General features: G+C 44.4%; 15 protein-coding genes and 1 pseudogene. 6 read left to right on the top strand and 10 right to left on the bottom strand.

Translation table 11 applies throughout. The features are described 5' to 3' along the window. The first annotated feature begins 65 nt into the window (after positions 1–65). The 4 genes and pseudogenes from ACQKCG_RS06785 (at position 66) to ACQKCG_RS06770 (ending at position 4,174) form a co-directional block, all read left to right on the top strand. Complete coding sequence (locus ACQKCG_RS06785; RefSeq protein ID WP_427585309.1) at positions 66–938, top strand: TIGR03915 family putative DNA repair protein; 873 nt, start codon at positions 66–68, stop codon at positions 936–938. Between the two features lie 150 nt (positions 939–1,088). Continuing rightward, complete coding sequence (locus tag ACQKCG_RS06780) at positions 1,089–2,420, top strand: glycosyltransferase (protein ID WP_427585308.1); 1,332 nt, start codon at positions 1,089–1,091, stop codon at positions 2,418–2,420. Positions 2,421–2,467: 47 nt separating this feature from the next. Then, positions 2,468–2,680: pseudogene (locus ACQKCG_RS06775) on the top strand (agmatine deiminase family protein); the annotation flags it as partial. A gap of 120 nt (positions 2,681–2,800) precedes the next feature. Then, positions 2,801–4,174, top strand: a complete 1,374-nt coding sequence (locus ACQKCG_RS06770; protein WP_427585307.1) for an NAD-dependent succinate-semialdehyde dehydrogenase — start codon at positions 2,801–2,803, stop codon at positions 4,172–4,174. A 95-nt stretch (positions 4,175–4,269) separates the two neighbouring features. Here the strand turns inward: ACQKCG_RS06770 and ACQKCG_RS06765 are convergent, their stop codons facing one another. The 4 genes from ACQKCG_RS06765 to ACQKCG_RS06750 form a co-directional block, all read right to left on the bottom strand. Next, entirely contained in the window at positions 4,270–5,712 is a 1,443-nt protein-coding gene (locus ACQKCG_RS06765; RefSeq protein WP_102083155.1) for an APC family permease, read from the bottom strand. A gap of 60 nt (positions 5,713–5,772) precedes the next feature. Then, a complete protein-coding gene (locus ACQKCG_RS06760; RefSeq protein WP_427585306.1) occupies positions 5,773–5,922 on the bottom strand; it encodes a hypothetical protein in 150 nt (49 codons plus the stop codon). Positions 5,923–6,176: 254 nt separating this feature from the next. Then, positions 6,177–7,436: a 4-aminobutyrate--2-oxoglutarate transaminase gene (gene gabT, locus ACQKCG_RS06755; protein WP_427585305.1), complete on the bottom strand. Its 1,260-nt coding sequence runs from the start codon at positions 7,434–7,436 to the stop codon at positions 6,177–6,179. Between the two features lie 201 nt (positions 7,437–7,637). Beyond that, the gene (locus ACQKCG_RS06750; protein ID WP_427585304.1) at positions 7,638–9,101 is read right to left on the bottom strand and encodes an NAD-dependent succinate-semialdehyde dehydrogenase; all 1,464 of its coding nucleotides are present in this window, start codon (positions 9,099–9,101) and stop codon (positions 7,638–7,640) included. A 220-nt stretch (positions 9,102–9,321) separates the two neighbouring features. Between ACQKCG_RS06750 and ACQKCG_RS06745 the strand changes: the two genes are divergently transcribed. After that, the gene (locus ACQKCG_RS06745; protein ID WP_427585303.1) at positions 9,322–10,083 is read left to right on the top strand and encodes an IclR family transcriptional regulator; all 762 of its coding nucleotides are present in this window, start codon (positions 9,322–9,324) and stop codon (positions 10,081–10,083) included. A gap of 82 nt (positions 10,084–10,165) precedes the next feature. Here the strand turns inward: ACQKCG_RS06745 and ACQKCG_RS06740 are convergent, their stop codons facing one another. The 3 genes from ACQKCG_RS06740 to ACQKCG_RS06730 form a co-directional block, all read right to left on the bottom strand. Then, positions 10,166–11,236 (bottom strand): histone deacetylase family protein, encoded by a 1,071-nt coding sequence (locus ACQKCG_RS06740; RefSeq protein WP_427585302.1) that lies wholly within the window; start codon positions 11,234–11,236, stop codon positions 10,166–10,168. Positions 11,237–11,353: 117 nt separating this feature from the next. After that, on the bottom strand, positions 11,354–12,562 hold the full coding sequence (locus ACQKCG_RS06735) for a CaiB/BaiF CoA transferase family protein (protein WP_427585353.1): 1,209 nt from the start codon (positions 12,560–12,562) through the stop codon (positions 11,354–11,356). Positions 12,563–12,767: 205 nt separating this feature from the next. Continuing rightward, entirely contained in the window at positions 12,768–13,952 is a 1,185-nt protein-coding gene (locus tag ACQKCG_RS06730; protein ID WP_179799224.1) for an acyl-CoA dehydrogenase, read from the bottom strand. Positions 13,953–14,127: 175 nt separating this feature from the next. On the opposite strand from ACQKCG_RS06730, the gene ACQKCG_RS06725 reads away from it, so the two are divergent. Further along, entirely contained in the window at positions 14,128–14,955 is an 828-nt protein-coding gene (locus tag ACQKCG_RS06725) for an IclR family transcriptional regulator (protein WP_227673192.1), read from the top strand. A 73-nt stretch (positions 14,956–15,028) separates the two neighbouring features. On the opposite strand, the gene ACQKCG_RS06720 is transcribed toward ACQKCG_RS06725, so the two are convergent. The 3 genes from ACQKCG_RS06720 to ACQKCG_RS06710 are packed head-to-tail and all read right to left on the bottom strand — an operon-like array spanning position 15,029 to position 17,713. After that, positions 15,029–16,027: a hypothetical protein gene (locus tag ACQKCG_RS06720; RefSeq protein ID WP_201570257.1), complete on the bottom strand. Its 999-nt coding sequence runs from the start codon at positions 16,025–16,027 to the stop codon at positions 15,029–15,031. An 18-nt stretch (positions 16,028–16,045) separates the two neighbouring features. Next, on the bottom strand, positions 16,046–16,858 hold the full coding sequence (locus ACQKCG_RS06715) for a Hint domain-containing protein (RefSeq protein WP_201547794.1): 813 nt from the start codon (positions 16,856–16,858) through the stop codon (positions 16,046–16,048). Positions 16,859–16,891: 33 nt separating this feature from the next. After that, a complete protein-coding gene (locus ACQKCG_RS06710) occupies positions 16,892–17,713 on the bottom strand; it encodes a hypothetical protein (RefSeq protein WP_201570033.1) in 822 nt (273 codons plus the stop codon). Between the last annotated feature and the right edge of the window lie 260 nt (positions 17,714–17,973).

Here is a 17,973-nt window from a genome sequence, read left to right as displayed (position 1 = left end):
ATAGTGTGCGCTAGAGAAAGTCGCTATCTCGCTACTGTATTTATGATAGAAATGTAGGATAAAACATGTCAACACTTATGCAAAATGACTCTTACGCTGTCAGTCAATTGACGCCTAGCATTGTACTGTATGAGCCTAGCTTTGAAGGGTGGCTGAGTGCGGTCTATCATGCCTATGAGCATAAATTACAACACGATTCCGCATTACAGCTCATAGCGCAAGATTGTTACGTACCTTCATTAATTGCTCAAGCAACCAGCGTGGCAACTGATGAGGATAAAGCCGAGCGTGTCCTCACAAAACTGAATAAGCTATTGGGGCGTTCAGGTATGCGAAATATCTTGTGGGGATTTTTATCTGAAAAAGATAATATCGGTACTACTCTATTTCACGTAGTTAAATATGCCATCGACTACCCCAATCGTCAAATTATGCAAGATTTGGGTAATTTAGATGTCCTTGAATTGGTACAGACAGTCAAATCGGTTGGTCGTGAAAAACATCGTATGGAGGCATTTGTACGTTTTGAGCATACGACTGATGATATTTATTTTGCACGTGTAGAGCCTGATTTTAATGTACTGCCACTGATCGGAGAGCATTTTCGTCAGCGCTATCAAGATCAGCATTGGGCAATCTATGATCTAACGCGAGGCTATGGCATCTATTATGATAAAAGTAATAGCACGCCATCACGTCCAGCAAAGCTGCAAACCATCACCGACCTCGATGATGCGGTACTACGCAATCCTGCCAGCATCCATAGTCCTGATGAGCAGCGTTATCAAAAATTTTGGCAAGGGTATTTTACCAACGTCAATATCAAAGAGCGCAAAAACCCTAAGCTGCATAAACAATATCTCCCGCAGCGCTACTGGAAATACTTGAGTGAAAAACAAGTGCTACCCAATGCTGAGCATTTACAAAAACGACGCTAACGGCTGTTGGTGTTTATTAATCCACGTCTTACGCTTATATAGTCTAAAAACCACCTATCTGACCTCATCTTTTTATCTTGATGGTTGAGTTTTAATCGCTTTTAACTGACAATAGCAAATTGATATTACTAACCGGTGACCAACGCTATTATGAAAGTTATGCGCTTACTGTCGTCTCTAAAGCATGATGAATCCGAGCGCGGCATTTTTCATCTTGGGCGAGCATTGGTCAAAAATGAGCATATCTCTATCATTGTCTCGAGTGCCGATGAAGACAACGACTTGGTTAGACGTCTCAAACGCGATGGCAATATTTACCATCAGCTACATGTGAATAAAAAGTCTTGGCTATCATTATTGCAAGTCTCTGCACTGCGGCATTTGATAGAAAAGTACGAACCCGATGTCATTCATGTACATTCGCGTACCCCTGCATGGATATTGCATTTGGCACTGCGCCGCGCACGCGTCAGACGTTTTCCCAAACTGGTCTCGACCATGTATGGTTTTTATCCAATCAATAAATACTCTCAGGCTCTACTCAATGTTGATACGATAATCACCGTATCTGATAGTGTCACTCAATACTTAAAAAAAGGACTGCGCATCGAAGACGTAGATCCTAAGGTCATCACGCGTATCTATCGTGGTATCGATACTCGGCGCTACCCTTATCGTCATAATCCGTCGGTCTATTGGTTACGTCATACCTTTGCTGAATACCCTGAGCTTGAGCACAAAAAATGGCTCGTATTCCCAACCGTAATCGGTAACGAGTATGGGCAAGAATGGCTCATCGATATCTTGGGTAACCTGCAAGAGCAGTTCCCCAATATTCATGTCATTATTATGGATGAAGACTATAAAGACGGCGATGTCGCTCATGAAGATTTTCGCCAACGCACCAACAGCTTAGGATTGGCGGAGCGCATTACCTATGTGGGCAGCAAACGTAATGATATGCGAGAATGGCTATCAGCGGCCAATATTGTCATGGCACTTGCCAATGAGCCCGAGTCAATCGGTATCAATGCCCTACAAGCCATACATCTAGGTACGCCAGTTATTGGTTGGGATCAAGCAGCCTTTAGCGAGATTTTACAACCACTCTACCCGCAAGGACTGGTAAAAAAATATAATGCCAACGCGCTTTGTAAAGCGGTTAGAAATCAGCTGGAGAGTGTGACGCGTCCTGAAATGACCAACAAATTTACCATGCGTGAAATGATTGAAAAGACGCTTGAGGTATATCAAGGCTTACATGATACGGCGCTTGCCGAAGAACAAGTAGAAGCAGATGCTATCGCAGTTCGACGCATCAAACGCAGTCTAAAAAAAGCATCTAAACCCGCCCTAAATGTCGCTGTAAAAAACATCGAACCTGTTGCTAAAAATCCAAAAATAAAGCTGACTAAAGAAAAATCGAAGACAACGGATAATGTCGATACGGTAGAAACAACTGAAGATAATCAACCACTGTAAACACTCATCAATCTCATGATGCCAAACCTCGCCTAACGGGTGATGTTTGTATCGCCTCCTATGCCAATTTTTTGATTTGTAATGACGCGGTCATCGTACCGCAATATGATGATATAAATGATGCACTCGCCATCGAGCAGCTTGAAAAAATCTTTCCGCAGCATCAAGTAGTGGGAGTACGCACAAAAGAGATTGTCTATGGCGGCGGTAATATTCATTGTATTACCCAGCAACAACCTGTAACCAAAGCGTCACTCTAAAACACGCCGCTTGGCATAGAATGAACCATAATAAATCGCACTTATTAGCAACTGAAAGTATAAGCATAAACCCAAAAATGGATTTTAAACCCAAAAACACGCTAAAAATAAGGAAAAAATATGAGCGATTATCAAATCAACAATCCAGCCACTGGCGAACTAGAAGCCACTTACCCTACCGCCACTGAACAAGACATCCAGCAAGTCATCGAGCAGGCTGACAACGCCTATCAAGACTGGCGTCAAGTCTCATTGAGTGAGCGCAGTGCACTACTGCATAAAATTGCCGATAGCTATCTGGAACGTCAAGACGAGCTGGCTCGTATCGTGGCGGGTGAGATGGGTAAACCCGTTGCACAAGCCAAGGGTGAAATCGGTCTGGTCGCTGAGATCTATCGTTACTATGCAGACAATGCTGAGCAGCTACTCGCGCCGAATACCATTGACGTTGACTCAGGATCAGCTTCGGTAGAAAAACGTCCTGTTGGCGTTCTACTCGGTATCATGCCGTGGAATTATCCGCATTATCAAGTGGCACGTTTTGTCGCGCCAAACTTTATGGCAGGTAATACAATTATTCTAAAACACGCACCGCAGTGTCCAAATACAGCAGAAGTTATCGTCGATATCTTTAAAGATGCAGGCGTACCTGAAGGTGTTTATAACAATATCTTTGCAACCAATGAGCAATCAGCGACCATTATCAATGACACACGCGTACAAGGTGTCTCGCTAACAGGTTCTGAACGCGCTGGACAAGCCGTTGCCAAAGAAGCAGGCGGCGCACTCAAAAAAGTCGTGTTGGAGCTTGGCGGCTCCGATGCCTTTATCGTTGCAGCAGATGCCGACATCAAACAAGCGATAAAAGGCGCGATCTCTGGTCGTTTTGGTAATGCCGGCCAAGCCTGTAACGCCGCCAAACGCCTAATCGTGCTTGAGTCTGTCTATGACAAGTTCGTTGAGGGCTTTACCGATGCTGTACGTGGTATGACATTGGCCGATCCTCTTGATGAAAAAACCTTTATCGGCCCAATGTCTTCAAAGGCTGCCGCGGTCAATCTGCAAGCGCAGTTAGATAGTGCCGTTGAAGCAGGAGCAACCGTGCTCGTAGAGGGCGGTATGGTAAAAGACAAGCCGGGTGCTTGGTTTGCGCCTGCTGTTCTGACAGATGTGACTGAATCAATGGATGTGTACCGTGAAGAATTGTTTGGTCCGGTGGCTGTGATTTACAAAGCAGATGACATCGAACACGCGATCAAGATTGCCAACGATGTACCATTCGGTCTAGGTGCGTCTATTCAGACACAAGATCCCGCCCTAGCAGCAGACATCGCTAGCAAGCTAGAAGTAGGCATGGTCACTATCAACGCGCCGTCTGGTACCGAAGCCAATACCCCATTTGGCGGCGTTAAACGTTCAGGATTTGGTCGCGAGCTTGGTACGCTTGGTATCACTGAGTTCTTAAACTATAAGCTGATTCGTGATAAGTCTTAATCAATAGCGTGGTTTCTAGAATAGCAAAAGGCCTAACATTGAATGTTAGGCCTTTTTTTGAAGGATGATTTGGCTAAAAGTTCTGCTCGACAAGCTTAACGTTTAGGAGGATTGTCTTTTAACCACAACTGATTGACGATTTTTAATTCACGCAGCTCTTCTGCCATGATTGCCTCACTAATACCCGGATATTTCACTCTCGCATAGCCATATAACACGATGCCCAAGACAGTCCAGCCAAAGAAAATCCACCACTCGATTGGTGTCAGTGCCGATGGCATACCTGGCATATACAGCATCAACATACCAATGCTGAGCGCAATCGTGACCATACCGACCAGTTTACCTGCGGGTATTTTGAATGGACGTACCATATCAGGCTCACGATAGCGTAATACTAAGAATGATATCGCCACACAGGTATAAGCAATGACGATGCCAAAACCACCTGCATCTACGATCCAAACCAGCATTTTACGACCAAATAATGGTGCTAACGTCGCCAAACCACCAATCAATAAGATAGCATTTGATGGCGTATTGTATTTTGGATGCAATTTGCCCAAAAACGCTGGCAACATATGTGCTTTTGACATCGCGTACAACAGGCGACTACCACCGATAAGAAATGCATTCCAGCTTGATAAAATACCCAGCACACCACCGATAACCAGTAAGATACCTGCCCACTTACCTTGCCACGCATTGGTCATCGCATCAGCAGTAGCGAGGGTTGAGTTCTCTGCTTGGACAAGTGGCAAAGTCGTGCCGACGCTCCAAGCGATACCCACATACCACAGCACGGCAACCACAATAGAGACAATCAAAAACTTGCCAATATTGGGCCGAGTTAAATCAATCTCTTCTGCCGCTTGTGGAATGACATCAAAACCGACAAACATAAAAGGCACCATGACAATCACTGCCATGATACCGCCAACCCCACCAATGAATGCTGGCGCTTGTATCGAGTTTGAGGTTTCGGGATTGAACAAGACCGCACCGATGAACAATAACGTACCAACGAATAAAATGCCCAATACGGCCGTTTTTTGGAACCAAGCACTGACTTCCATGCCGCGTATATTCAGCCAAGTGACGATGACAGATCCCAGCATTCCGACGCCCACCCAAGTGGCATACACATCCCACCCAGCAATGGTCCAAAGATACCCTTGGTTATAATTAGGAATGAAATATTCTACGACTGTCGGTAAGGCAACCGCCTCGAACGCGACGACTGAGAAGTAACCGAATAAAATACTCCATGAGCAAATAAAGGAGACATTGACCCCTAGCGCTCGATGCGTATAGGTATGCTCGCCACCAGTAATCGGCATAGAGGCAGCAAGCTCAGCATAAGTCACGCCGATCAGTATCACTGCTAGCCCGCCTATCAAGAACGCCAACATCGCGCCCCACGTACCCGCAGATAAAATCCAACCACCTGCCAACACTACCCAGCCCCAACCAACCATTGCACCAAATGCTAATGCAATAATATCCAGCGTTCCTAACGATTTCTTTAGTTCAGACATAACTTACTCCTTGTCTGTGTGTCATCCGTGTCAACCTGTTACAGTTACACTATTTTTGTTTCATGGAATCATACCCATCATGTTTGTTGTGTCTGTCGCGTCGCCGAAAAACTTGTATTTGCCGTCGGTATAGTATGCAAACAGCAAATACAAAAACGGCGTCTTGACTTGCAAGGCGCCGTTAAAAAACTCACTCAAAGCGAGTGTCATAAGGGCAACCTTGCCGTTATCTTTCATACAATCTTTGATGGTGTGTCAAAAAGTATGCTGATTAAAATTTGAACAATTTTTGAAGCCTTGAAAGCCCTATAGAATCAGAGAACTTAGCATAGATTTCGTATTGACTTTTATCGCCAGCATACTTTTTAGAACACCACCCAATCTTTTAACCAATATAGGTACTTGAACTAGCTGTACTTGGTTAAAAGCGCTCCATCGCTAAAGTAAATAACACTCAGTATTGCTTATGCCGTTAGAATACCTTTGATGATATCAAGGCCTTCTTGTAGCACTTCATCTTCAACCGTCAATGGCACCATCACACGAATGGCATTGCCATACATACCACAAGACGCTAATAACAAGCCTTGCTCAAAAGATTTTGCTTTTAGATTTGCGGCAGCGGCTGCATCAGGCTTGCCTTCGCTATCGATTAGTTCAAACGCTAGCATAGCGCCTTTATAACGGATATGACCGATACTGCTTAGGTTTAAGCCTTTTAAGAACGCGGCGATGGTGTCACCAATCACCACACTACGCTCAAGTAAGTTCTCTTCTTCGATAACTTCCATGACAGCAAGCGCGGCCACACAAGCCAGTGGGTTACCAGAATAAGTACCGCCTAAGCCGCCTACTTGCGGCGCATCCATGATGTCAGCACGACCGATGACCGCAGAGATAGGATAGCCACCAGCCAAACTCTTGGCAGCAGTCATTAAATCAGGCTCAACGCCTAGCTGTTCAGTGGCGAACAACGTACCGGTTCTGGCGAAACCACACTGTACTTCGTCAAAAATAAGCACGATGCCATGCTCATCACAAATCTCGCGCAATGCTTTAGCAAATGAAGGCGTTACCTGATGGAAACCACCCTCGCCTTGGACTGGCTCAATAATCATTGCAGCGACTTCACTAGGGTCGATGTCTGCTTGGAAGATCATGTCAAGGCTATGTAATGCTTGCGCTTCTGTTACGTTCAACTCTTCTGCAGGGAACAACGCATGGAATACTGGTCCTGGCATCGGGCCAAAGTTCTTTTTGTATGGTAATACTTTGCCTGTTAAGCTCATACACATCATGGTACGACCATGCCAGCCACCAACAAAAGAAATCACGCCTGGACGACGGGTTTTAGCACGAGCAATCTTGATGCAGTTTTCAACCGCTTCTGCGCCAGTGGTCAAAAAGAACGCTTTGGTATCGCCGCTGATAGGTGCTTTTTCGCATAGCTTTTCAGCCAGATCCACATAGCATTCGTAGTTAATCATTTGCGCCGCAGTATGCGTAAATTTATCTAGCTGCTCATGGACACGTTGAGTGATTTTTGGATGGCTGTGACCCGTGTTCAATACTGAGATACCACCGACAAAGTCGATATAGCGCTTGCCTTCGATGTCCCAGATTTCTGAGTTCTTTGCTTTTTCTGCAAAGATAGGAAAGGCAACCCCAAGTCCTGTTGGTAAAACAGCTTTGCGGCGCTCAAGTAATGATTGATTGGTAGTCATGGGAATGTCCTTTTCTTTGTTCGTAACATAAGTGCCATCTAGAGATTGGCGGTTTATTTGATGTCTGTCTTTGTACTCATTAGATATCAAATGGTGCTTGTTTGACCCAAAACACCATAGATATCTAAAAATTTGCGCTAGTTGATGCTTTGCTCATTGTTACTTTGCTAACTATTAAGCCAACTCATTAGGTTATGGCTATTAGGTGATATCAGAGCACCAGTATTTGGTCGTGATATAGTCTTCGATACCATATTTTGAGCCTTCACGGCCAAATCCAGACTGCTTCACGCCGCCAAATGGGGCAACTTCTGTAGAAATCAAACCCGTGTTGTGACCGATGATGCCGTACTCTAGGCCTTCAGTTACGCGCCATGAGCGTGCATAGTCGCTACTATAGAAGTAAGCGGCCAAGCCATAAATGGTATCGTTGGCAGCACGAATCACTTCTGCTTCGTCTTTGAAAGTAAATATGGTCGCAATCGGGCCAAAAATTTCTTCAGAGGCGATGTCCATGTCACTGCTAATATCAGTGATAACAGTCGGGTTATAAGTCAGCTCTGAGGCATCATTGACGCTACCACCCGTGACCAGTTTGGCACCTTTATCCATTGCATCTTTAAGGAGTGCTTGAACTTTATCTAATGCTTTTTTGTTGATGAGAGGGCCAATATCCACGCCTTCTTCTAAGCCGTTACCGACTTTTAGCTCAGCGACTTTTTTGACAAAGACATCTAAGAATTTATCTTTAATGCTGTCTTGAACGTATACTCGGTTGGCGCAGACACAAGTCTGACCAGCATTACGATATTTAGAAGCGATTAAACCAGCAGCGGCTTTCTCTAGATCGGCATCATCAAAGACGATAAATGGCGCATTGCCACCCAGCTCTAACGATAGCTTCTTAATAGTTGGCGCGCATTGTGCCATCAACGTACGGCCTACTTCTGTAGAGCCTGTGAATGACAGTTTATGAATGCGTGCATCACCCGTTAGGATGTCGCCGATGACAGAAGACTTACCAGTTACGACCTGAATGACGCCAGCTGGAATACCCGCTTGCTCTGCCAACACGCCAAGTGCCAATGCCGAATACGGTGTTTCAGTAGCAGGTTTGACGATAATCGTACAGCCTGCCGCTAGTGCAGGAGCAACTTTGCGCGTGATCATCGCAGCTGGAAAATTCCAAGGCGTGATAGCGGCACAAACACCGACTGGCTGCTTGAGAATGACATGACGTAGCTGTGTGCTATTAGCAGGAATCACATCACCATAGACGCGTTTGCCTTCTTCAGCAAACCAACGGATAAAGCTGTTGGCATAACCTACTTCACCACGTGATTCAGTCAGTGGCTTACCTTGCTCAGCGGTCATGATAATAGCCAAATCTTCTTTATTGGCATCGATTAGATCAGCCCACTTTTGCAATAACTCTGCACGCTCTTTGGCTGTTTTTGCTGCCCAGTCTGCTTGGACATCATGAGCGTAAGCAACGGCTTCGTTGACATCTTCTGTGGTAAGGCTTGGTACAGTACCAATGAGCTCACCATTAAAAGGGTTGTTGACATCGAGCACATCTTCATCACTAGCAGCATACCAGCCGTCTTTAATGAAGCAAGATTGTTTGAGTAAATCTGGATTTGATAACTGCAGCGCGTGTGACATGTTGACGCTCCTTGTCATATAGGGTGTATTTATAAGAATGGATACAATGGTAAGTCGTAAATAATTATTGATAATTCATTATTTGTTCAATATACTGAACACGTATTCTATATACGAGACGTCATTATAAGAACGATATGACGCGATTTGCAACCCTTAATCTCATTATTTTAAAAATTATCTTGTACTTCTTTCTTTTATTTCACTTTATAGGTTATTTATGAGCTCGACTGCCGTGCCTGCGCTAGACAAAACGTTTCAGATTTTGGACTTGATTACTGATAGCTCACAGCCTCTGACAGCGGCTCATATCGCAAAAGAGCTTGGGCTACCACGTAGCTCCACTCACAATATCTTGCAGAGTCTATTGTCCAAACATGTCATTTACAAAGACCCTGAAAGCCGTTTTTATTTGGGTTCATATTTGATGTACTGGGCAGGTAAGTACGAGCAGCAGCAAGGCGTGGTGCAGTTGTTTAAAGATTTGATTGTGCAGTATCCGGTACTTCTTCAGCACACGGTGACCTTGTCAAAACTTGATTTGGGCGAAGTGGTATTTTTGGCTTGTCATGAGTCACCTGCACCGCTTGGCTTTACTTTTCGTGCAGGCGTTCGCGTACCCGCTGTATTTTCTGCGACAGGCAAAGCCATGCTATCCACGTTGTCGATAGACAGTATCAAATCATTGTACAAAGACGCGTTTCCGACGCCGATGACCCAGCATGGGGTCAATAATTTTACCGATTTGAAAACTGAGCTTGCAGCGATACAAGAAAGCCGAGTATCGCTCGATGATGGACAACTGCGCGATGGGATGTACTGCTTGGGCACTTATATCCGTAATGCATCAGGCAATGCGGTCGCTGGTATGGCGGTGAGTTTTTTGCAAGGAGAGTATGAGTCTAAACGGGCTGAGGTCAGTGCGGTATTGATTGAATTGGCCGAGCAAATTGAGCAGCATTTAGGCTTTACTGCGAATTGATAAATGATAGAAGTTTGTAGAAAATAGGTCGCAGAGTGTGACGGTAAACTCTGTGACCTATTTTGGATGTTTTTAGTTTTATTTAAATACTACTGCCGTTATTGCTGTTCTCGTCCATCAGTCCTAATAGGAATGCTTGCAGATTGTCATTGAGTTTCTGAAGGTAATAACCACCTTCAACCAAGACAATTAACGGCTTATTTAAGGCTACCATCTTTTGTGCCAATATTTTAAACCCTTCGGTACTGACAGCACACCGCGCTTCTGGGTCATTTTCATAAACATCAAAGCCCAATACATGAACGATAACATCAGGGTCAAATAGTGTCACTGCCTCGATGGACTTATCAACATACTCAAAAAATCCTGCTTCATCAGTGCCATGTGGCATCGGGAAATTGATGTTGTAGCCCTCACCTTTGCCTACGCCTTTTTCAAATGTATGCCCTGTCACTGCTGGGTAAAAATTAACGGGGTCGCCATGTACTGAAGTATAAAGCACGTCTTTGCGGTCGTAGAATATTTCTTGGATACCTTGTCCATGGTGCATATCCGTATCGATAATGGCGATTTTTGCATATTTCTGGCGTAGATGTTCAGCAATGATGGCGGCGTTGTTCAGATAACAAAATCCACCCGCGGCGCTTTTGCGAGCATGATGACCAGGCGGCCGTGAAAAGCAAAGCTGTATATGACTGTCAGCACGCTCGGTGTCTGTTGCCTTATCATTTAGCAGTGCTTCGGCTGCATTGAGCGCAGTCTGTGCCGACCAATAGATAGAGGTCCAAGAGTGCTCGCTGATAGGTGCACTGTCATCTGCTTGATACTTCGCCGCTTTTGCCATGATGCCAATACCAGGATTGTCATAAGGCACAAAAATCCCTGTCTGCACCTGCGCACCCAAATCTTCCTCAACCGCCATCCAGTCATCATAGCCATGCTTAAGAAATTCAACATAACCGAAGTCATGGACCGCTAATATTGGTGCGATGCCGATATCGGTGGCAGTAGTCACTTCTAAGCCTAAAGCCGCTGGCGCTTTCGAAAACTCGACTATACGTTCTGGTATTTCTAACGGCTCATGCATCTTTCCATAAGAAAAATAAGGTAATGGTCTATGCAGACTTAGGTTTTCATGGCTGTATATTTTCATGCATCACATTCCTTGTTTGACACTACTTGGTTTTACATTATTTTATTAAAGAAATTCCATTTCCTAGCTTTTGTGTTTAGTTTCTATCACTGTAAATATAAGGCTGTTGACGCTACTTTAAACAATCCCATCGGCTTTTAGCTTTGCGATCATCTCACTGTCATAACCCAAATCAGCAAGCGTACTATCAGTATGTTCGCTCAACTGCGGTGGCGGCGTACGATAGCTGACTGGTGATGCGGATAATTTGATAGGGTTGCCAAGAGCGCGTACTGGACTGCCTTGCTCGGTGAAATTAACGATCATCTCCCTTGCTTGCGCTTGTGGCATAGCCAAGGCTTCAGCCACGTTATGAATCGCACCGCATGGAATACCTACCTGATCTAAAACCTCTAGCCAATAGGTACGTGGCTGCTTGGCAAATTGCTTAGTCAGCTCACCGCACAGCAGTTCGCGATTGGCAACGCGTTGTGGATTGGTCGCAAAGCGCTCATCGGTATGCCAATCAATTGCTAGTACCTCACACAGTTTGGCAAACTGACGGTCATTGCCGCAAGCTAAAATAAAGTGCTGTTCACCCTCGCCAGCAAACACTTGATACGGCACAATATTAGGATGCTGATTGCCCAGTCTTGGTGGAATCTTGTCTGAAGCCAAATGATTCATACCGACATTGGCCAGCATGGCGAGCGCGCTATCGAGCAATGCCACATCGACGTGTTGACCAACACCCGTATTTTGACGCGCCAATAGTGCCGCCTGAATACCAATCGTCAACTGTAAACCTGCAAACAAATCGACGACTGCCACGCCAACTTTGTGCGGCTCGCCATCGCTTGGACCCGTGATACTCATCAGCCCTGACAATCCTTGGATAATATAATCATAGCCGGGGCGTTCGGCATCGGGACCTGTCTGACCAAAGCCTGTCAATGACGCATAAATCAGCCGCGGATTGTCTTGTTTTAAGCTGTCATAATCCAAGCCGTATTTTTTTAGACCACCGACTTTGAAGTTCTCAACCAAAATATCACTCTCAGCAATTAGCTGCTTAATGATGTCTTGTCCCTTAGCCGTGTTGATATCTACCGTTAGTGATTTTTTATTGCGGTTAATCGTAGCGTAATAAGCGGAGGTGTTATCGCTGAATGTTGGCGGTGCCCAATGACGCGTCTCATCACCGATATGAGGACGCTCAACTTTGATAACTTCGGCACCAAGGTCAGCAAGTACTTGTGTACAAGAAGGCCCTGCCAACACTCTCGACAAATCAAGCACCTTGATGCCATGCAATGCGCCCTCTGGCATATTAGCCATATCAATCATATCTGTCATGAGACTCCCTTACTCTGTCGCGTATTTTTTGACTTTTTAATTATAAAATTATTCTTCATGATTTAGCTGTTTAACCGTTGAATCATGAAGAACAACTGAAAAACGTACGCTACTATTAATGCTCTTTTGATAAAAAGCCAAGCAGTAACGTACGTCATAAAATACAGTTGTACCAAAAACTATTAGCTAAAAACGCTTAAAAGAACGCTTGAATGCCTGTCTGTGCACGGCCTAGGATAAGCGCATGAATATCATGTGTGCCTTCATAGGTATTGACCGCTTCCAAGTTCATCACGTGACGGATGATATGGAACTCATCAGAGATACCGTTACCGCCATGCATATCACGAGCGATGCGAGCGATATCAAGCGCTTTGCCGCAGTTATTACGCTTAATAAGTGAGATCATTTCAGGTGCTGCATTGTCTTCATCCATCAAACGACCCACGCGTAGCGCCGCTTGTAGACCTAAGGTGATTTCTGTCTGCATATTGGCAAGCTTTAGCTGTACCAACTGCGTTGCCGCTAGCGGACGACCAAACTGCTTACGATCGAGCGTGTACTGACGAGCCGCTTTCCAGCAGAATTCAGCCGCTCCCATCGAACCCCAAGCGATACCATAACGGGCTTTGTTCAAGCAGCCAAAGGGCCCTTTTAGACCACGGATATCTGGGAAAGCATTGGCTTCAGGAACGAACACTTTGTCCATGACAATCTCACCAGTGACTGATGCACGTAATGAGAACTTGCCCTCGATTTTCGGCGCAGATAAGCCTTTCATGCCTTTGTCTAAAACAAAACCGCGAATCTCGCCAGCATCGTCTTTTGCCCACACGACAAATACGTCAGCGATAGGACTGTTGGTGATCCACATTTTATTACCAGTCAACTCATAACCGCCATCTACAGCGCGCGCACGAGTAGACATCGATGAAGGATCAGATCCTGAGTCTGGTTCAGTCAGACCGAAGCAGCCTACATACTCACCTGTGGCAAGCTTAGGCAAATAACGCTCTCTTTGCTCTTCTGTGCCATACGCCCAAATAGGATGCATAACCAAGCTTGACTGTACGCTCATCGCTGAACGGTAGCCCGAATCAACGGCTTCTACTTCCTTGGCAATCAGACCATAAGCAACACTCGATAAGCCAGCACAGCCATAACCTTCAATCGTGACACCAAGCAGACCCATTTCACCCATTTGACGCATGATATTACGGTCAAAATTCTCATTGCGATTGGCCTCAATAATGCCAGGCATCAGCTCTTTTTGAAAAAACTGACGCGCGCTGTCGGTGACCATGCGCTCTTCTTCAGTGAGCTGGTCACGTAGTAAAAAAGGATCTTCCCAATCAAAGCGTGGGCTAGTAGATGTTGCCATGTGGATCTCCTTGGTATCAGTCATCCTGACTGACGAATAGTGATTGATACATCATTTGGTCTAACAAGTCATTGACTTCATTATTCCGCTGTGCGAAACTTAGTTTCATAATTTAAATCTATTTAAACAAAGTTTTACCGCGCTGTAAACCTTTATCAAAAAAATTGAGCATAAAATGACGAAACCCTTATCAAAAGCTACTCCGCTACTCGAACGCATGCATGCAACAATGAGTCAAAACAAGGAAGAGAATGACCGACAGTTTGTGACGGCATTGGGACGGGGACTAATCATACTGGCGGCTTTTGAGCACCATGAGCGGCTCACCCATCAACAGCTATGTCAGATGACCGAACTACCGAAAGCAACTATTACCCGCCTTATCCATACTTTAACCACGCTTGGCTTTTTACGTGTCACTGAGCACGGACAGTATCAATTGGGCAGTAGTGCTGTACGGCTCAGTGCGACCGCGTGGAGTCGTCATGACATGGTGGCATACGCTGAGCCATTACTGCGACAGTTCGCTAGTGAAAACGAAGTATCGGTGAATTTGGCAACCGAAGTCGAAGGAGAAATGCGCTATCACGCCTGTTGCCGTAGTCCTGCTCGCCTATCAGTCAACTTGCAGGTTGGCTCCGCCGTACCTGTCGCACGCACTGCCATTGGACGTGCTTTTTATGCGGTAAGTACGCAAGCGAGAAAGGCGGTCATCATTAGTAATCTACAAGAGAATTTGTCTGTTGAAGATTATAACCATGCGCAAACTGCCCTAGCCAGCGCAGCAGAGCATTATGAAAAATACGGCTATACCGTGTCTGATGGGGAGTTTTCTACTGACATATTAGCAGTCGCGGTTGGGGTATATGATGTCGCAAAAGGACAATACGCGTATTCGCTGAATGCCAGTGTGCCAAGTGCAAACTGGAAAGCGGACGACTATGCGGCAATGATAGTGCCTAAGTTGCAGGCATTAGCGGAGCGGATTGGTGGTGGGGTTTAAAACAGTAATATGGTGAAGATATAAGCCTTCCAGCCAGTCATAATTTTTCTATTAATATAAACTAAAGAGCTGGTTAATTGGCTGGCTCTTTAGCGTCCAGTACCCACACCGCATCATGCCCGACAAAATACGTATGATGGTCCGCCACTTCTATGTTATAAACATGGTCTTCATAAGGATTGGGGCAGACATCGTTATAGCGTCGCATCTGCTTATGAATACTTTCGTCTGTTAATCCCATTGAATCGCCATACTTTTTGATACTGGCTAAAGCTTTTTTGAATAAACCTTCATCACCAATTCTATTTTCTTTGATTATTTTTCCCTCAAAGATTAGAGGTGAGTGCATCTCTCTTACAAACCTTTCTGCACTATGTGTCTTAGGCGCTATGTCTTGACGTAATCTTACATTCAATGTTTTATAAAGATCAGGGTCTATAATAAAGGGTGCCTTTTCATTAATAAGTAACTTGGCATCAGAAGTTTGCAGATTGACGGTTTTGATTTCTTCTTTGAACGCTTCTTCTGTATTGGCTAAACTGACAAACTGATAGCCATCATCCGTAAATTTTACAAACTGAACCAGACCGTCTGTCTCCCATAAGTCATGTTCCTCAATACTCTGAGTATACGCTGTACCTTCAGGGAAGTTCGGTAAGGTGCGTACAGGGATAAACGAGTAATCATCAAGTGCAATCGTATCACCATGAGCAGACGTTAGATATCCAGCTGGTAAACGCTCCGCCGACAACCATTCACCTTCCGTATCTTCAGGCTGGCGAGTTACCCAAAATGGGTGGTTGCTGGTACATAAGATATAGTTTCTACCCTTCTCACCTTGCTTGGCTACCGTTTCGTTAAAGTATTCAACTTTAAAGATTCTTTCCTTTTTCGGGGATGTAAACGTACTTATGACAGGCTTATACTCTATATCACCGCTACCATCTTCAGGCTTGAAGAGTACAGGCTTTGATAAAATTAAGTCGCCCACTTTGATATCTTGGATTGGCACTAGACCCTTATCCGTATGTACCAATGTACCTGCGACAAATCCTGGAACGTTTTTATTCATATTATCAACTCACTGAGATTATTTATTATAAAATTCACCGTCATACACCCAAATGCCTTTTTTTCCTACAAAATAAGTATGAGTATCGGCGACTTCAATGTTATAGACATAATCAGTGAAGGCATTGGATGTAGCTCTGGAGTCATTCTCCCAATCTGGCACTCTGTAGGCTGCAACTAACTTACTATAGTACTCTATCTCGACACGATTCTCAGGATTGTCTTTGTCTAAAAACTTATGAAACTTCGCATAAGGTTCAGAACCATCCTCCGAATGTAAGTCCCTACCTAAAAGACTATTGTCATCATTAGTAAACACCTCTACAGCTTCACCATTCCTAAAGTCAATCACCCCTATATCAATTTCACCTGGATCTGCATGCTTATCTTGACAGCTGTGCATATACAACCCAACCTTTGGATCGCTAGTTGCTATGACATACTTTCCTCCAATTTGATAAGGATCATACACCTCTTCGTGATATCTACCAGATATGTCAAGTATTTCACCTTGATGGCCTCTTTCTGGAAAAATATAATTAACAATATCGTTAGATGTAATGAACTTTGCAGCTACCCATCTTGGTTTTTCCTCATCACTGACATGCGTCCAGAATGGATGATTATCAGTACAGTAAATACCCTCAACAGGCGTTATAATCTTTTGTTTAGTAGCAGACTTGATGGTTCTTATCACAGGCTTATAGACCAGTTCTCCTTCACCACTTTCATCCTTAGACAGTACTTTATCACCGATTTTTAACTCCTGAATCGGTACTAAACCTTTATCCGTATGTACCAATGTACCTGCGACAAATCCTGTGTTGTTCATTAATCTTCCTTTCATTTTTTATTATTGATGTGGTTAGTTATTTAAACTCGCATCATGTACCCATAGTCCAGCTCGACCAATAAAATAGGTATGATTGTCTGCCACCTCAAAGTTATAGACGGTTGCCTGATATAAAATGTGCTCACCTTGCGCGTTGGTCAATTGATTGAACATCCGCATGGTGCCTCCATTATCTTCAATATGTTGGCCCAAATAGCCTTTCTCCTGATAAAAGCTAATGTCATCAACATATCCCATACCCTTATATTCTACTTCGCTGTAGTCGAGCATATGCGCTTCGGCATCTTGTACATAATCATCGTAGTAGTCTTCATGATAATGCTTTTTATACCAGTAATAATTTGGATTGGCTTCTAAGTTATCATTAGCGACTTGATAGGTAGGTTGCACACGCTCAACGGTATACATTACGCCATCAGTATTCACAGCAATTTCATACTGCTGTAGTTCGTCCACACGTTTAAAGTGAGGCCGGTCATAGAACTCAATATCTTCCTGTGGGTTCTCCATGGCACCGACTACCCAAACAAGGTGATTGGGCGTCGCTAGAAAACTACTAAAGCGGCTAGCTGACTTGTATGTTTGATAATCAACCATCTCGCGATTTTTATTAAACTTCTCAATATTTTTCTCTAAACGCACGATCCACATCTCTTTGTCTTCATGCACAAAGGTCTTGACCACAGGCTTATACTCTATGTCACCACTACCATCTTCAGGCTTGGAGAGTACAGGCTTTGATAAAACTAAGTCGCCCACTTTAATATCCTGAATCGGCACTAGTCCTTTATCCGTATGAACGAGCGTTCCTGCCACGAATCCTGTGTTATTCATGTCTTATCCTTTTTGATCTTGTCGTTTTAACCCATCAAACCTCAGTCCAAACTTTAGCAGATACTTACGCAGTCGGTCGCTGTCGTTATTGCTTTTTAGCTGATTTCTAGAGTTGGCATACAGATAGCGCCCTGCTGGCGCTTGGTTTCTATGATTAATACAAATTGAACAGCCCCGGGATTGTCGGAGACTCAACATTCTGAGAGAATACGACAATGAAAAGACAAACCTATACTCCTGAGATTAAAGAACGCGCCGTT

This window comes from Psychrobacter sp. NPDC078929 (assembly GCF_050267985.1).
Taxonomy (GTDB): Bacteria; Pseudomonadota; Gammaproteobacteria; order Pseudomonadales; family Moraxellaceae; genus Psychrobacter.
Note: the sequence above shows the minus strand (reverse complement) of the source record. Positions and strands in the feature narration are given on the sequence as shown.

What these genes read in the sequence shown, in the direction of transcription:
- ACQKCG_RS06725 (WP_227673192.1), top strand. Translation starts at nt 14,128, where the DNA reads ATGACGAAACCCTTATCAAAAGCTACTCCGCTACTCGAACGCATGCAT.
- ACQKCG_RS06715 (WP_201547794.1), bottom strand. Translation starts at nt 16,858, where the DNA reads ATGAACAACACAGGATTTGTCGCAGGTACATTGGTACATACGGATAAA.
- ACQKCG_RS06760 (WP_427585306.1), bottom strand. Translation starts at nt 5,922, where the DNA reads ATGACACTCGCTTTGAGTGAGTTTTTTAACGGCGCCTTGCAAGTCAAG.
- ACQKCG_RS06770 (WP_427585307.1), top strand. Translation starts at nt 2,801, where the DNA reads ATGAGCGATTATCAAATCAACAATCCAGCCACTGGCGAACTAGAAGCC.
- ACQKCG_RS06785 (WP_427585309.1), top strand. Translation starts at nt 66, where the DNA reads ATGTCAACACTTATGCAAAATGACTCTTACGCTGTCAGTCAATTGACG.
- ACQKCG_RS06720 (WP_201570257.1), bottom strand. Translation starts at nt 16,027, where the DNA reads ATGAATAAAAACGTTCCAGGATTTGTCGCAGGTACATTGGTACATACG.
- ACQKCG_RS06730 (WP_179799224.1), bottom strand. Translation starts at nt 13,952, where the DNA reads ATGGCAACATCTACTAGCCCACGCTTTGATTGGGAAGATCCTTTTTTA.
- ACQKCG_RS06765 (WP_102083155.1), bottom strand. Translation starts at nt 5,712, where the DNA reads ATGTCTGAACTAAAGAAATCGTTAGGAACGCTGGATATTATTGCATTA.
- ACQKCG_RS06780 (WP_427585308.1), top strand. Translation starts at nt 1,089, where the DNA reads ATGAAAGTTATGCGCTTACTGTCGTCTCTAAAGCATGATGAATCCGAG.
- ACQKCG_RS06735 (WP_427585353.1), bottom strand. Translation starts at nt 12,562, where the DNA reads ATGATTGATATGGCTAATATGCCAGAGGGCGCATTGCATGGCATCAAG.
- ACQKCG_RS06710 (WP_201570033.1), bottom strand. Translation starts at nt 17,713, where the DNA reads ATGAATAACACAGGATTCGTGGCAGGAACGCTCGTTCATACGGATAAA.
- ACQKCG_RS06750 (WP_427585304.1), bottom strand. Translation starts at nt 9,101, where the DNA reads ATGTCACACGCGCTGCAGTTATCAAATCCAGATTTACTCAAACAATCT.
- ACQKCG_RS06740 (WP_427585302.1), bottom strand. Translation starts at nt 11,236, where the DNA reads ATGAAAATATACAGCCATGAAAACCTAAGTCTGCATAGACCATTACCT.
- gabT (WP_427585305.1), bottom strand. Translation starts at nt 7,436, where the DNA reads ATGACTACCAATCAATCATTACTTGAGCGCCGCAAAGCTGTTTTACCA.
- ACQKCG_RS06745 (WP_427585303.1), top strand. Translation starts at nt 9,322, where the DNA reads ATGAGCTCGACTGCCGTGCCTGCGCTAGACAAAACGTTTCAGATTTTG.